The organism is Citrobacter sp. BIDMC107, from assembly GCF_001037575.1.
GTDB lineage: Bacteria > Pseudomonadota > Gammaproteobacteria > Enterobacterales > Enterobacteriaceae > Citrobacter > Citrobacter freundii.
The window spans coordinates 2362075-2377458 of record NZ_KQ089848.1; the positions used below are offsets into that span (position 1 = coordinate 2362075).

The 15384-nt window shown below is 52.0% G+C and carries 10 protein-coding genes, 2 tRNA genes and 3 rRNA genes; 3 read left to right on the forward strand and 12 right to left on the reverse strand.

Annotated features, from left to right (window positions below):
* Positions 1–10 precede the first annotated feature (10 nt).
* The 3 genes from dsbA to SK39_RS10945 form a co-directional block, all read right to left on the reverse strand.
* Positions 11–634, reverse strand: a complete 624-nt coding sequence (gene dsbA, locus SK39_RS10935; protein ID WP_003028621.1) for a thiol:disulfide interchange protein DsbA — start codon at positions 632–634, stop codon at positions 11–13.
* A gap of 16 nt (positions 635–650) precedes the next feature.
* Entirely contained in the window at positions 651–1637 is a 987-nt protein-coding gene (locus tag SK39_RS10940; protein WP_003847930.1) for a serine/threonine protein kinase, read from the reverse strand.
* A gap of 76 nt (positions 1638–1713) precedes the next feature.
* Positions 1714–1983 carry a YihD family protein gene (locus tag SK39_RS10945; RefSeq protein WP_003028616.1) on the reverse strand — a complete coding sequence of 90 codons (270 nt, stop codon included), beginning with the start codon at positions 1981–1983 and terminating at the stop codon, positions 1714–1716.
* Between the two features lie 69 nt (positions 1984–2052).
* On the opposite strand from SK39_RS10945, the gene mobA reads away from it, so the two are divergent.
* On the forward strand, positions 2053–2637 hold the full coding sequence (mobA, locus tag SK39_RS10950; RefSeq protein ID WP_003028614.1) for a molybdenum cofactor guanylyltransferase MobA: 585 nt from the start codon (positions 2053–2055) through the stop codon (positions 2635–2637).
* On the forward strand, positions 2634–3137 hold the full coding sequence (gene mobB, locus SK39_RS10955; RefSeq protein ID WP_003028613.1) for a molybdopterin-guanine dinucleotide biosynthesis protein MobB: 504 nt from the start codon (positions 2634–2636) through the stop codon (positions 3135–3137). Before mobA ends, mobB begins: the two co-directional genes overlap by 4 nt.
* Before the next feature lie 300 nt (positions 3138–3437).
* Here mobB and rrf read toward each other — a convergent pair.
* The 9 genes from rrf to pepQ all read right to left on the reverse strand — a co-directional run bounded on the left by rrf (position 3438) and on the right by pepQ (position 12998).
* Positions 3438–3553 (reverse strand): 5S ribosomal RNA (gene rrf, locus SK39_RS10965).
* Between the two features lie 90 nt (positions 3554–3643).
* Positions 3644–6550 (reverse strand): 23S ribosomal RNA (locus tag SK39_RS10970).
* A 208-nt stretch (positions 6551–6758) separates the two neighbouring features.
* Positions 6759–6834 (reverse strand) — tRNA-Ala (locus tag SK39_RS10975).
* 105 nt (positions 6835–6939) lie between these two features.
* Positions 6940–7016 (reverse strand) — tRNA-Ile (locus SK39_RS10980).
* A gap of 72 nt (positions 7017–7088) precedes the next feature.
* Positions 7089–8630, reverse strand: a 16S ribosomal RNA gene (locus SK39_RS10985).
* Together the 16S, 23S and 5S rRNA genes with 2 tRNA genes alongside form the textbook arrangement of a ribosomal RNA operon.
* A 375-nt stretch (positions 8631–9005) precedes the next feature.
* Positions 9006–9551, reverse strand: coding sequence for a menaquinone-dependent protoporphyrinogen IX dehydrogenase (gene hemG / locus SK39_RS10995; RefSeq protein WP_003017846.1), 546 nt, complete (start codon positions 9549–9551; stop codon positions 9006–9008).
* 11 nt (positions 9552–9562) lie between these two features.
* Positions 9563–11014 carry a Trk system potassium transporter TrkH gene (trkH, locus tag SK39_RS11000; protein WP_003017848.1) on the reverse strand — a complete coding sequence of 484 codons (1452 nt, stop codon included), beginning with the start codon at positions 11012–11014 and terminating at the stop codon, positions 9563–9565.
* A 38-nt stretch (positions 11015–11052) separates the two neighbouring features.
* A complete protein-coding gene (locus tag SK39_RS11005; RefSeq protein ID WP_003841252.1) occupies positions 11053–11667 on the reverse strand; it encodes an IMPACT family protein in 615 nt (204 codons plus the stop codon).
* On the reverse strand, positions 11667–12998 hold the full coding sequence (pepQ, locus tag SK39_RS11010; protein WP_003841250.1) for a Xaa-Pro dipeptidase: 1332 nt from the start codon (positions 12996–12998) through the stop codon (positions 11667–11669). The genes SK39_RS11005 and pepQ overlap by 1 nt, the downstream gene beginning before the upstream one ends.
* Positions 12999–13187: 189 nt before the next feature.
* Between pepQ and fadB the strand changes: the two genes are divergently transcribed.
* Complete coding sequence (gene fadB, locus SK39_RS11015) at positions 13188–15377, forward strand: fatty acid oxidation complex subunit alpha FadB (protein ID WP_003017855.1); 2190 nt, start codon at positions 13188–13190, stop codon at positions 15375–15377.
* The last annotated feature ends 7 nt before the right edge of the window (positions 15378–15384 follow it).

The window sequence follows — 15384 nt, forward strand, 5'->3', positions numbered from 1 at the left end:
GCTTTTGCTTTTATTTCTGACCAACCAGGTACTTCACGGTATCCGCATACTGTTGTACGAAGATATCCATGCTGCTGGTATCCATGCCCTGTGGGTTGACCTGATATTTGCCATTCACGAACATCGCCGGAACACCCTGCAGCTGTAAATCAGCCGCCGCTTTTTCCTGCTGTGCCACGAGTGATTTCACCACGAAGCTATTCCATGCCGCATCATAATCTTCGCCTTTAATACCTGCGTCGACAAACACTTTACGGATATCAGCAACAGACTGAACGGTCTGGGTTTTCTGAACGCCTTCAAACAGCGGAACGGTGACCTGATCTTCAACACCCAGCGCCATTGCAACCGCCCATGCCTGCGTCAGATCTTTACCCAAAGGCCCGAGAAACTCGACGTGGTATTTGGTCATCTTGGTGCCTTCCGGCAGCTTTTTCTTCACATTATCAGATACGTGAAGCACTTCTTCAAACTGGTAGCAGTGCGGGCAGTAGAAGGAGAAGAACTCCAACACTTGCGGTTCACCCGCAACTGGCTTTTCCAGAGTGATGTATTGTTTGCCATCCTGGAACTGCGCTGCAGATGCGCTAAAAGCTAAGACCATACCAGCCAGCGCCAGCCATATTTTTTTCATGTTCAAGTTTCTCCGATTAATACATTGGCGTTAATTGTAAGGGGGGCTCTTGCAGAATTTTTGCCTGCTCAATAAAGGTCGCGGTCTGACGATGCCAGTAATCTTCCCCGGTTAACCACGGGAAGTTTTTTGGAAATGCAGGGTCAGCCCAACGTCGAATTAGCCAGGCAAGATAATAAACTAAACGCATAGCGCGTAAAGGTTCTATCAGTCCGATTTCAGAGATGTCGAACTCACTAAACTCTTCATAAGCCTCGATAATGGTTTCAAGCTGCATACGTTGTTCAGCTTTATCGCCATTGAGGAGCATCCATAAATCCTGAATAGCCGGACCGTTGCGGGCATCATCTAAATCGACAAACATCGGGCCATCGCGCCACAGAATATTACCGGCATGACAATCACCGTGCAGGCGTAACGTGGTTAAACGCGTATGCCAGCGTTCAGTAACGATCGCGATAAGCGCATCCGTTGCCTTCAGGAAGGCCGCTTTTTGCCCTGATGGGATTAGCTGTGCGTGTTCAAAAACTTTACGCGGCTCAGTCAGGTATTCTTCAAGGCCGATCGTTGGGCGGAAGGCAAAAGTACGCTTGCATCCGGTCTGGTGCATACGCCCGAGATAGCGCCCCACCGCCTCCATCTGATCGATGTTGTCGGCTTCAAACTGACGTCCACCGACGCTGGGAAAGATCGCATAATGGAAACCCTGATGGCTTAATAGCGTTTGACCGCTGAATTCCAGCGGAGCAGCTACCGGGACTTCATCGTTTACCAGTTCCAGAGCAAACTGGTGCTCTTCCTGGATCTGATCGACAGACCAACGTTCAGGGCGATAAAACTTAACGACAAAGCGTCGACGGTCTTCGTCCTGGAATTGATAGACACGGTTTTCATAACTGTTAAGCGGGGTAAGCCCGGAGTCCACCCGGATCCCCTGCTCAAACAGTGCATCCATGATGGTATCCGGGTGTAGCGTCTGGAAATTAAAAGCGTTGTCGTTCATCCCATCATCCGGAAAATACTACGAATGATTCAGGATATCATTTCGCAGCGCTTTCGGTGGCGGCGATTACAAGCTTTTACTCTTTAATTACGCCACGTGCGCGGAGTAGTGCAGTTTTAAAATCTTCTTCATAATCTTTCTGAATACCTGGAATGACCGCATCTTTCGCCGAGTCACGCATTTTCAGGTGATAGATCAGAATGTCATCAGTTAAATCCGCCAGTTCGCCGTCAAAACCTGACTCTTGCGCCAGTTTCTGTAAAAATTGCATCAGGTTAAGATCGGGTTCCTTCTGCCAGGCAGGCTGGAGGAGTTCAATAACTTCATTCAGACGTTTACATTTCATGGTTGTGCTCCTTAGGCTCAATACAGATACGTTAGCAGGGTCAATCCCACATTAAAAGAGGCGATATCAGTGATTCTGGATAGTGCAATAACAGGGGTTGTGCTGGCTGGCGGTAAGGCCAGACGGATGGGCGGAACCGATAAAGGTCTGCTTGAGCTGGACGGTAAACCTCTTTGGCGACATGTGGCCGACATTCTCGCTTTGCAGGTCGAAACCGTGGTGGTTAATGCCAATCGCCACAGGGATATATACCAGCAAAGCGGCCTGAAAGTTATTCCCGATTCATTGGCCGATTTCCCTGGCCCACTGGCCGGGATGCTATCGGTATTCCTGCAGCAAACGGGGGAATGGTTTTTGTTCTGCCCGTGCGATATGCCCTATATTCCTCACGATCTGGTCGCTCGTTTAAAAGAGCAGCGCAAAGCAGCACCGGTTGTCTGGGTGCATGATGGTGAAAGAGATCACCCAACCATTGCGCTGATGCACCGCTCTATGCAGCCTTTACTGCAGGATTATCTTCAGTCCGGTGAACGACGCGTTATGGTCTTTATGCGTCTGGCTGGCGGTCATGCTGTCGATTTCAGCGATCATAAAGATGCGTTCGTAAACGTGAACACCCCCGAAGAGCTCGCAAAATGGCAGGAAAAATCATGATCCCATTACTCGCCATTGCGGCATGGAGCGGCACGGGAAAAACCACGCTGCTCAAAAAGTTGATCCCGGAACTACGTGCCAGAGGTATACGTCCCGGATTGATTAAGCATACTCATCACAAGATGGATGTCGACAAGCCCGGTAAAGATAGCTATGAGTTACGCAAAGCTGGTGCAGCACAAACTCTGGTCGCCAGCCAGCAACGTTGGGCATTAATGGTAGAAACACCGGAAGAGCCCGAACTGGATTTAGCGTATCTGGTAAGCCGGATGGACGCTTCAACGTTGGATATGGTGTTGGTTGAGGGATTTAAGCATGAACCTGTCGCTAAGATCCTACTTTTCCGCGAAGGCTGCGGGCATAGTCCTGAGGAATTGGTGATGGATGACTATGTTATAGCGGTTGCCAGTGACGTTCCGCTGGCGGTGGATGTTCCATTGTTAGATATCAACAACATACAGCAAGTAGCTGATTTTGTTACGCAATGGGCCAGAAGATAACTGCGGTGTCGTGATGTGCCTGATGCGCTGCGCTTATCAGGCCTGCACAATACGTTCAGCCCGGCGGTTTTTACCCCGTACACACGCAAAAAAGCCCATCCGTCAGGATGGGCTTCTTCACTTTATTTGATGCCTGGCAGTTTATGGCGGGCGTCCTGCCCGCCACCCTCCGGGCCGTTGCTGCGCAACGTTCAAATCCGCTCCCGGCGGATTTGTCCTCCTCAGGAGAGCGCTCACCGACAGACCACAGATAAAACAAAAGGCCCGGTCTTTCGACCGGGCCTTTCGCTTTTATTTGATGCCTGGCAGTTCCCTACTCTCGCATGGGGAGACCCCACACTACCATCGGCGCTACGGCGTTTCACTTCTGAGTTCGGCATGGGGTCAGGTGGGACCACCGCGCTACAGCCGCCAGGCAAATTCTGTTATTAACCCGCTTCTCGCCGGTTAATGTAATCTGTTTCAAGCTGAATGTCGTCTCTTCGCCAAAACATCTTCGGCGTTGTAAGGTTAAGCCTCACGGTTCATTAGTATCGGTTAGCTCAATGTATCGCTACACTTACACACCCGACCTATCAACGTCATCGTCTTTAACGTTCCTTCAGGAGACTTATAGTCTCAGGGAGAACTCATCTCGGGGCAAGTTTCGTGCTTAGATGCTTTCAGCACTTATCTCTTCCGCATTTAGCTACCGGGCAATGCCATTGGCATGACAACCCGAACACCAGTGATGCGTCCACTCCGGTCCTCTCGTACTAGGAGCAGCCCCCCTCAATTCTCCAGCGCCCACGGCAGATAGGGACCGAACTGTCTCACGACGTTCTAAACCCAGCTCGCGTACCACTTTAAATGGCGAACAGCCATACCCTTGGGACCTACTTCAGCCCCAGGATGTGATGAGCCGACATCGAGGTGCCAAACACCGCCGTCGATATGAACTCTTGGGCGGTATCAGCCTGTTATCCCCGGAGTACCTTTTATCCGTTGAGCGATGGCCCTTCCATTCAGAACCACCGGATCACTAAGACCTGCTTTCGCACCTGCTCGAGCCGTCACTCTCGCAGTCAAGCTAGCTTATGCCTTTGCACTAACCTCCTGATGTCCGACCAGGATTAGCTAACCTTCGTGCTCCTCCGTTACTCTTTAGGAGGAGACCGCCCCAGTCAAACTACCCACCAGACACTGTCCGCAACCCGGATTACGGGTCCACGTTAGAACACCAGCCATTAAAGGGTGGTATTTCAAGGATGGCTCCATGCAGACTGGCGTCCACACTTCAAAGCCTCCCACCTATCCTACACATCAAGGACCAGTGTTCAGTGTCAAGCTATAGTAAAGGTTCACGGGGTCTTTCCGTCTTGCCGCGGGTACACTGCATCTTCACAGCGAGTTCAATTTCACTGAGTCTCGGGTGGAGACAGCCTGGCCATCATTACGCCATTCGTGCAGGTCGGAACTTACCCGACAAGGAATTTCGCTACCTTAGGACCGTTATAGTTACGGCCGCCGTTTACCGGGGCTTCGATCAAGAGCTTCTCCTTACGGATAACCCCATCAATTAACCTTCCGGCACCGGGCAGGCGTCACACCGTATACGTCCACTTTCGTGTTTGCACAGTGCTGTGTTTTTAATAAACAGTTGCAGCCAGCTGGTATCTTCGACTGATTTCAGCTCCATGGGTAAACCACTTCACCTACATATCAGCGTGCCTTCTCCCGAAGTTACGGCACCATTTTGCCTAGTTCCTTCACCCGAGTTCTCTCAAGCGCCTTGGTATTCTCTACCTGACCACCTGTGTCGGTTTGGGGTACGATTTCGTGTTACCTGATGCTTAGAGGCTTTTCCTGGAAGCAGGGCATTTGTTACTTCAGCACCGTAGTGCCTCGTCATCACACCTCAGCGTTAAAAAGGTACCGGATTTACCTGGAACCTCCGCCTACATGCTTAAACCGGGACAACCGTCGCCCGGCTAACATAGCCTTCTCCGTCCCCCCTTCGCAGTAACACCAAGTACAGGAATATTAACCTGTTTCCCATCGACTACGCCTTTCGGCCTCGCCTTAGGGGTCGACTCACCCTGCCCCGATTAACGTTGGACAGGAACCCTTGGTCTTCCGGCGTGCGGGTTTTTCACCCGCATTATCGTTACTTATGTCAGCATTCGCACTTCTGATACCTCCAGCAACCCTCACAGGCCACCTTCAACGGCTTACAGAACGCTCCCCTACCCAACAACACATAGTGTCGCTGCCGCAGCTTCGGTGCATGGTTTAGCCCCGTTACATCTTCCGCGCAGGCCGACTCGACCAGTGAGCTATTACGCTTTCTTTAAATGATGGCTGCTTCTAAGCCAACATCCTGGCTGTCTGTGCCTTCCCACATCGTTTCCCACTTAACCATGACTTTGGGACCTTAGCTGGCGGTCTGGGTTGTTTCCCTCTTCACGACGGACGTTAGCACCCGCCGTGTGTCTCCCGTGATAACATTCTTCGGTATTCGCAGTTTGCATCGGGTTGGTAAGTCGGGATGACCCCCTAGCCGAAACAGTGCTCTACCCCCGAAGATGAATTCACGAGGCGCTACCTAAATAGCTTTCGGGGAGAACCAGCTATCTCCCGGTTTGATTGGCCTTTCACCCCCAGCCACAAGTCATCCGCTAATTTTTCAACATTAGTCGGTTCGGTCCTCCAGTTAGTGTTACCCAACCTTCAACCTGCCCATGGCTAGATCACCGGGTTTCGGGTCTATACCCTGCAACTTAACGCCCAGTTAAGACTCGGTTTCCCTTCGGCTCCCCTATACGGTTAACCTTGCTACAGAATATAAGTCGCTGACCCATTATACAAAAGGTACGCAGTCACCCCATAAAGAGGCTCCCACTGCTTGTACGTACACGGTTTCAGGTTCTTTTTCACTCCCCTCGCCGGGGTTCTTTTCGCCTTTCCCTCACGGTACTGGTTCACTATCGGTCAGTCAGGAGTATTTAGCCTTGGAGGATGGTCCCCCCATATTCAGACAGGATACCACGTGTCCCGCCCTACTCTTCGAGTTCACAACCTGTGCATTTTGGTGTACGGGACTATCACCCTGTACCGTCGGACTTTCCAGACCGTTCCACTAACACACAAGCTGATTCAGACTCTGGGCTGCTCCCCGTTCGCTCGCCGCTACTGGGGGAATCTCGGTTGATTTCTTTTCCTCGGGGTACTTAGATGTTTCAGTTCCCCCGGTTCGCTTCATTACGCTATGTATTCACGTAATGATAGTGTGACGAATCACACTGGGTTTCCCCATTCGGAAATCGCCGGTTATAACGGTTCATATCACCTTACCGACGCTTATCGCAGATTAGCACGTCCTTCATCGCCTCTGACTGCCAGGGCATCCACCGTGTACGCTTAGTCGCTTAACCTCACAACCCGAAGATGTTTCTTTCGATTCATCATCGACTTGCAAAAATTTGAGAGACTCGAACACACCGCTTTTCATTTCTTATTACGGAGAAATGAAACAGTGTGTCGTTTCAATTTTCAGCTTGATCCAGATTTTTAAAGAGCAAAACTTCGCAGTGAACCTTTTCAGGTACACTCTGAAGTTTTCTTGTGTTTTTGCAGTAAAGATGGTGGAGCTATGCGGGATCGAACCGCAGACCTCCTGCGTGCAAGGCAGGCGCTCTCCCAGCTGAGCTATAGCCCCATCGTAGTTATCTCATTCACCTTAATTCCTGCTGAGACAAGGCGTGGAGCGGCGAAGCATACTGAAGTATGCGAGTCGTTTCACAACGCGGTATCAGAAAGAATTTGGTAGGCCTGAGTGGACTTGAACCACCGACCTCACCCTTATCAGGGGTGCGCTCTAACCACCTGAGCTACAAGCCTGCAGAGATTTTCTTACTGCTAATTTTTCATCAGACAATCTGTGTGAGCACTACAAAGAACGTTTCTTTAAGGTAAGGAGGTGATCCAACCGCAGGTTCCCCTACGGTTACCTTGTTACGACTTCACCCCAGTCATGAATCACAAAGTGGTAAGCGCCCTCCCGAAGGTTAAGCTACCTACTTCTTTTGCAACCCACTCCCATGGTGTGACGGGCGGTGTGTACAAGGCCCGGGAACGTATTCACCGTGGCATTCTGATCCACGATTACTAGCGATTCCGACTTCATGGAGTCGAGTTGCAGACTCCAATCCGGACTACGACATACTTTATGAGGTCCGCTTGCTCTCGCGAGGTCGCTTCTCTTTGTATATGCCATTGTAGCACGTGTGTAGCCCTACTCGTAAGGGCCATGATGACTTGACGTCATCCCCACCTTCCTCCAGTTTATCACTGGCAGTCTCCTTTGAGTTCCCGGCCGGACCGCTGGCAACAAAGGATAAGGGTTGCGCTCGTTGCGGGACTTAACCCAACATTTCACAACACGAGCTGACGACAGCCATGCAGCACCTGTCTCAGAGTTCCCGAAGGCACCAAAGCATCTCTGCTAAGTTCTCTGGATGTCAAGAGTAGGTAAGGTTCTTCGCGTTGCATCGAATTAAACCACATGCTCCACCGCTTGTGCGGGCCCCCGTCAATTCATTTGAGTTTTAACCTTGCGGCCGTACTCCCCAGGCGGTCGACTTAACGCGTTAGCTCCGGAAGCCACGCCTCAAGGGCACAACCTCCAAGTCGACATCGTTTACGGCGTGGACTACCAGGGTATCTAATCCTGTTTGCTCCCCACGCTTTCGCACCTGAGCGTCAGTCTTTGTCCAGGGGGCCGCCTTCGCCACCGGTATTCCTCCAGATCTCTACGCATTTCACCGCTACACCTGGAATTCTACCCCCCTCTACAAGACTCTAGCCTGCCAGTTTCGGATGCAGTTCCCAGGTTGAGCCCGGGGATTTCACATCCGACTTGACAGACCGCCTGCGTGCGCTTTACGCCCAGTAATTCCGATTAACGCTTGCACCCTCCGTATTACCGCGGCTGCTGGCACGGAGTTAGCCGGTGCTTCTTCTGCGAGTAACGTCAATCACTAAGGTTATTAACCTTAATGCCTTCCTCCTCGCTGAAAGTACTTTACAACCCGAAGGCCTTCTTCATACACGCGGCATGGCTGCATCAGGCTTGCGCCCATTGTGCAATATTCCCCACTGCTGCCTCCCGTAGGAGTCTGGACCGTGTCTCAGTTCCAGTGTGGCTGGTCATCCTCTCAGACCAGCTAGGGATCGTCGCCTAGGTGAGCCGTTACCCCACCTACTAGCTAATCCCATCTGGGCACATCCGATGGCAAGAGGCCCGAAGGTCCCCCTCTTTGGTCTTGCGACGTTATGCGGTATTAGCTACCGTTTCCAGTAGTTATCCCCCTCCATCGGGCAGTTTCCCAGACATTACTCACCCGTCCGCCACTCGTCACCCAAGGAGCAAGCTCCTCTGTGCTACCGTTCGACTTGCATGTGTTAGGCCTGCCGCCAGCGTTCAATCTGAGCCATGATCAAACTCTTCAATTTAAGTTTGATGCTCGTGAATTAAACTTCGTAATGAATTACGTATGTTCACTCAGAGACTTGGTATTCATTTTTCGTCTTGCGACGTTAAGAATCCGTATCTTCGAGTGCCCACACAGATTGTCTGATAAATTGTTAAAGAGCAGTGCCGCTTCGCTTTTTCTCAGCGGCGCGGGGTGTGCATATTACGCCATCCCGCCACGAAGTCAAGCATTTAATTTCGCTTTCTTCGCCGGAGTTCTCAGTGGAACCCCGCTGACCCGGCGGCTTGTAATCCGTTGTTCCGTGTCAGTGGAGGCGCATTATAGGGAGTTATTTCAGGCTGACAAGGGGAAATTTAAAATAATCTTCCGAGTGCGTATTTTTTATTCTTTACGTTTATTTTAACGACGTTTTGTTGGTTAATTGGGCTATTTCCCGCGCGAATCTCGCAACCTGTTCCCAATCGGTATACACCACTTCTTTATTCGTATCCGTTTCACCGCCTGACATCTTCATTATCAGTTGGATCATAACGCGGTCATACCAGCGATAGCGGGGATACAGCAAAGCACCCGCAATGACTGCACTGTGATCTGGTCGCCACGGCGAACTCATCAGGAACTTACGCGCATAGCTGTTGGTTTGCGGCGTACGTTTCTCCGGTTTACGGGCAACGAGGTTTACAGAGTAGAACGCACTCGGCATCGAATTCAGCCGTGTGGCATGCTTTTTCACAAACTCCTGAAAAGCAGCATGGTAATGACCATAGCGAATCGAGGCGCCAATCACCACGCTGTCATAATTTTGCCAGTCCGGCTCCGCGGTACGATGCAAATTAACAACATCTGCCCAAACGCCCAGCTCTTTGAGTTCAGAAGCCAGATATTCAGCGATTTCACGCGTTTGTCCGTCCCGGGAAGAAAAAAGAATCAGTGTTTTCACGTGTTACTCCATTATTCACGCCAGAAGGTAGGGGTAAAGAGCACCAGCAGAGTAAAGACCTCCAGACGACCAAACAGCATATTGGCAATCAGGATCCACTTCGCCACAGGGTTCATACTGGCAAAGTTGTCGGCAACAACCCCCAGTCCAGGCCCCAGGTTATTCAACGTTGCCACAACAGAGGCAAACGCGGAGAAGTCATCAACGCCGGTCGCAATAATCGCCAGCATACTGATAATAAAGACCAACGCATAGGCAGAGAAGAATCCCCATACGGCTTCAAGAATTCGCTCCGGCAACGCACGGTTACCCAGTTTGATACTGTAAACCGCATTCGGATGAACCAGTCGTTTCAATTCGCGGTTGCCTTGCTTAAACAGCAGCAGGATACGAATCACCTTCAAGCCCCCCCCCGTCGACCCGGCACAGCCGCCGATAAAAGCAGAACACAGCAACAGCACCGGCAGGAACAGCGGCCAGCGGGCAATACTGTCCGTGGTAAATCCGGCAGTCGTCGCCATCGATACCACCTGGAAAAAGGCCTGGTTAATCGTCGTGAGCGCCGAGCCATAGGTATTGTGTATCCACAGCACCAACGTACAGACAGCCACCAGCGTCAACTGCACGCCGATGAACATGCGGAATTCCGGATCGCGCCAGTAAACCTTCAGACTACGCCCGCTTAATAAAGAGAAGTGCAGACCGTAGTTACAACCGGAGATCAGCAAGAAGATAGCAATAATCGTATTAATCGTGGGACTGTCGAAATACCCCACGCTGGCATCGTGTGTGGAAAAACCACCGATGGCAATCGTGGCAAAACTGTGCCCAATGGCGTCAAACGCGGGCATCCCGGCAAACCATAGCGCCAGCGCGCACGCCACCGTCAGTAATACATAGATAAGCCACAGCGTTTTCGCCGTTTCGGCAATACGCGGGCGCATCTTATTATCTTTCAGCGGCCCCGGCATTTCTGCCCGATAAAGCTGCATCCCACCCACGCCAAGAATAGGCAGGATAGCCACCGCCAGCACGATGATCCCCATCCCGCCGAACCATTGCAGCATCTGGCGATAAAAGAGAATCGCGTGTGGCAATGAATCCAGCCCCACCAGCGTCGTTGCACCGGTGGTGGTCAATCCGGAAAAGGATTCAAAAAAAGCGTCGGTTATCGTCAGGTTTGGGCTTTCCGCAAAGATGAACGGTAGCGCACCCACGCTGCCCAGAACGGTCCAGAACAAAACGACAATCAGAAATCCTTCGCGCGATTTCAGCTCGCCCTTCTCTTTACGGTTTGGCCACCACAGCATGGAGCCGATCGCCAAAGCAACGAAGAAAGTTTGGGTGAATGCACGCCCTGCCCCGTCACGGTATATGAGCGCTACCAGTCCAGGGATAATCATTGTCCCCGAGAATAAGATGACCAGTAGTCCAACGATTCGGGTGATGGCGCGAAAATGCATCTCTGCCGCTTCCTTAGTTCTTTAAAATGAGGTGGGGATTATTCTTCAATCGCTAACAATTGCAATGAACCACGACTAAAATCCGCCAGTTTTGCCGAAAACTCATCCACTTTGGCAAAAGGAAGCGCCACCCTGAGTCGAACAAAAGCCTGGTAATCACTGGCAACGACTTTACCGTCAAACTGCCCCAGCAAGGCTTCAATGCCTGCCAGCTGACCGTACTCACACTGCAAAGTATATTCGGTTAATGGCGTCTTGCGCTGTGTCGTTAACTGGCGCAACGCCTGATTCACACCGCCGCCGTAGGCTTTTACCAATCCTCCAGTACCGAGAAGGATACCGCCGTAGTAGCGCACGACTACAGCGGTAATCTCACCGACACCGCTCCCCATCAGCTGTGCGAGCATCGGTTTACCTGCCGTACCCGCCGGTTCGCCATCGTCTGAAAATCCTAGCTGCTGCGAGTCATTGGGCGCACCCGCCACCCACGCCACGCAATGGTGGCGGGCGTCCGGGTGTTCCGCTTTGACTGATTCAACAAACGCTTTTGCCGCTTCTACGCCGTCCGTATGGGCGAGCAGCGTAATGAAGCGGCTTTTTTTGATCTCTTCGACGACGCTAACCGGCCCCGCAGGGATTAACCAACTGTCCATTACGCCAGTTTCAAATCCCGCGTCATGTTTTCGATATTGTTTTCGTGGACCACCACGTTGTCTTCAATACGAATACCGCCGAACGGTTTCAGGGCTTCAATTTTCTGCCAGTTGAAGTGTTTGCTGAACTGCCCTTCACGCCACGGCGCCAGCAGAGATTCAATGAAGTAAATGCCCGGTTCGATGGTCAGAACCATGCCCGGTTGCAATACGCGGGTGCAACGCAGGTAAGGATACTTCGACGGCGCGGCCAGATGGGTACCACTGTCATCCTGCATAAAGCCAGCGACATCATGTACCTGCAGGCCCAACTGGTGACCAATGCCGTGTGGCATAAACGGCCCAGTAAGATCGTTTTCTACCATCGCCTCTTCACTCATATCGGTGATGATTTGATGCTTACGCAGCAGCTTCGCGATGCGCTGATGGAACTGAATGTGGTAATCCACGTAGCTGGCACCTGCTTTCATGGTGGCAATCAGCGCCAGCTCTTCGTCGTTAACGTCTTTCACCAGATGCGCATAGTCGTTGTCGTTTTTCGCCGACCAGGTACGCGTCAGGTCTGCCGCATAGCCGTTGTATTCCGCGCCAGCGTCGAGCAGGAAGCTGCGGATTTCAGACGGCGCCTGATGATCCAGCTTGGTGTAATGAAGAACCGAAGCATGCTCGTTAAGCGCCACGATGTTGCTGTATGGCACGTCGGTGTCGCGGTGACCGGTGGCAGTCAGGTAAGCGAGGTTGATATCAAACTCGCTCATTCCGGAACGGAACGCTTCTTCTGCTGCACGGTGTCCATTTACTGCCATTTTCTGCGCTTCGCGCATACAGGCCAGTTCGTAGTCCGTTTTATAGGCACGGTAATAATGCAGGTAGTCGATCACCCCTTTCGGGTTGATGTTGCTGGCCGCGATGTCCAGTTGCAGGGCACGTTCCGGAACCGGGCCAATGTAACCGATATTGCCGCGAGCAGCAGGCAGTTGGCTACCGATACCATCCGCTTTCGGCAGCGCGATGATCTCGATTTCTTCCGTCCAGAAAGAGGTAGGCAGCGGCTCAACGTTGTGCCAGTAATCGACCGGCAGGTAGAACCACAGTTTCGGCTTGTTTACGCCATCCACCAGCAACCAGCAGTTAGGAACCTGCGTGACAGGCACCCAGGCTTTGAATTGCGGATTGACCTTAAACGGATACGGATGATCGTCGAGAAAGACGTTAACAAGTTCGCCTGAGTGAATAAGTAACGCATCCAGCTTGAAGCGCTCCAGCGCGTCGCGCGTCCGTTCTTGTAAGGTAACGATATGATTTTTATAGAGTGCGGCCAGTGATTCCATTTTCTACCCTTCTGTTTTTTTGACCTCAAGTCTCCGCATCTTAGCACATCGCTTTGTGAGTGCGTGATTTCTGCCGAGCGTGATCGAATCGTCATTTCTTTAATCATTCGTTTGCATTTTATTAACATAAAACACACACTTCGATTCATCTGGTATGACCAGATCACCTTGCGGATTCAGGAGACTGACATGCTTTACAAAGGCGACACCCTGTACCTCGACTGGCTGGAAGATGGCATCGCCGAACTGGTGTTCGATGCCCCTGGTTCGGTCAATAAACTCGACACGGCCACCGTTGCCAGCCTGGGCCATGCGCTTGATGTGCTGGAAAAACAACCGAATTTAAAAGGGCTGCTGCTGCGCTCTAACAAAGCAGCCTTTATTGTTGGTGCCGATATCACCGAATTCCTTTCACTGTTCCTCGTGCCTGAAGAGCAACTGAGCCAGTGGCTGCATTTTGCCAACAGCGTCTTTAACCGCCTCGAAGATCTACCTGTTCCGACCCTCTCAGCGGTAAATGGCTATGCGTTGGGCGGTGGCTGCGAGTGTGTCCTGGCAACTGATTATCGTCTGGCAACACCGGACCTGCGCATTGGTCTGCCGGAAACCAAGCTGGGCATTATGCCGGGCTTTGGCGGCTCTGTGCGTATGCCACGTATGCTGGGTGCGGACAGCGCGCTGGAAATTATTGCGGCAGGTAAAGACGTTGGTGCTGAGCAGGCGCTAAAAATCGGTCTGGTCGATGGCGTAGTGAAGCAAGACAAACTGCTTGATGGCGCGATCGCGGTATTACGTCAGGCGATTAACGGCGACCTCGACTGGAAAGCCAAACGTCAGCCTAAGCTGGAGCCGTTGAAACTCAGCAAAATTGAAGCGGCTATGAGCTTTACCATCGCCAAAGGCATGGTGGCGCAGACGGCAGGTAAGCATTATCCCGCACCGATTACCGCGGTAAAAACCATTGAAGCAGCGGCTCGTTTTGGCCGTGAAGAAGCGCTGAATCTGGAAAATAAAAGCTTTGTGCCACTGGCGCACACCAGTGAAGCTCGCGCGCTGGTTGGGATCTTCCTTAACGATCAGTTCGTGAAAGCCAAAGCCAAAAAGCTCACCAAAAATATTGAAGCACCAAAGCAAGCGGCAGTGCTGGGTGCAGGCATTATGGGCGGCGGCATCGCTTACCAGTCAGCCTGGAAAGGCGTGCCGGTTGTCATGAAAGATATCAACGACAAATCATTAACGCTGGGCATGACCGAAGCGGCCAAACTGCTGAACAAACAGCTTGAGCGCGGCAAAATTGACGGTCTGAAAATGGCGGGCGTGATTTCCACTATTCATCCAACCCTCGACTATAGCGGTTTTGAGCGTGTGGACGTGGTGGTTGAAGCGGTCGTGGAAAACCCGAAAGTGAAAAAAGCGGTACTGGCGGAAACCGAAGATCAGGTACGCCCGGACACCGTACTGGCGTCGAATACCTCTACCATCCCAATCAACGAGCTGGCTAGCGCGCTCAAGCGCCCGGAAAACTTCTGTGGGATGCACTTCTTTAACCCAGTACACCGCATGCCACTGGTTGAGATCATTCGCGGCGAGAAAAGCTCGGATGAAACCATCGCCAAAGTTGTCGCATGGGCAAGCCAGATGGGCAAAACGCCAATTGTGGTCAACGACTGCCCCGGTTTCTTCGTGAACCGCGTGCTGTTCCCGTATTTTGCCGGTTTTAGCCAGCTGCTGCGCGATGGGGCGGATTTCCGCAAAGTCGACAAAGTCATGGAAAAACAGTTTGGCTGGCCGATGGGCCCGGCTTATCTGCTGGACGTGGTGGGAATTGATACCGCACATCACGCGCAGGCAGTGATGTCCGCAGGCTTCCCTCAGCGTATGCAGAAAGATTATCGCGACGCGATAGACGCCCTGTTTGATGCTAACCGTTTCGGACAGAAAAACGGTCTTGGATTCTGGCGTTATAAAGAAGACAACAAGGGCAAGCCGAAAAAAGAAGAGGATGCCACCGTTGATGATCTGCTGGCAGAAGTCAGCCAGCCGAAACGCGAATTCAGTGATGAAGAGATTATCGCTCGCATGATGATCCCGATGGTCAACGAAGTGGTACGGTGCCTGGAAGAAGGCATTATAGCCAGCCCGGCAGAAGCCGATATGGCACTGGTGTATGGCCTGGGCTTCCCTCCGTTCCACGGCGGCGCGTTCCGCTGGCTGGATACGCTCGGCAGCGCGAAGTATCTCGATATGGCCCAGCAATATCAGCACCTCGGAGCGCTGTATGAAGTTCCGGCTGGTCTGCGTGATAAGGCGCGCCATAACGAACCGTATTATCCCCAGGTTGAGCCTGCCCGCCCGGTTGGCAGCCTGAAAACGGCTTAAGGAGTCA

Coding starts and splice junctions, on each gene's coding strand:
- dsbA (WP_003028621.1), bottom strand. CDS start 634: ATGAAAAAAATATGGCTGGCGCTGGCTGGTATGGTCTTAGCTTTTAGC.
- SK39_RS10940 (WP_003847930.1), bottom strand. CDS start 1,637: ATGAACGACAACGCTTTTAATTTCCAGACGCTACACCCGGATACCATC.
- SK39_RS10945 (WP_003028616.1), bottom strand. CDS start 1,983: ATGAAATGTAAACGTCTGAATGAAGTTATTGAACTCCTCCAGCCTGCC.
- mobB (WP_003028613.1), top strand. CDS start 2,634: ATGATCCCATTACTCGCCATTGCGGCATGGAGCGGCACGGGAAAAACC.
- trkH (WP_003017848.1), bottom strand. CDS start 11,014: ATGCATTTTCGCGCCATCACCCGAATCGTTGGACTACTGGTCATCTTA.
- SK39_RS11005 (WP_003841252.1), bottom strand. CDS start 11,667: ATGGACAGTTGGTTAATCCCTGCGGGGCCGGTTAGCGTCGTCGAAGAG.
- pepQ (WP_003841250.1), bottom strand. CDS start 12,998: ATGGAATCACTGGCCGCACTCTATAAAAATCATATCGTTACCTTACAA.
- fadB (WP_003017855.1), top strand. CDS start 13,188: ATGCTTTACAAAGGCGACACCCTGTACCTCGACTGGCTGGAAGATGGC.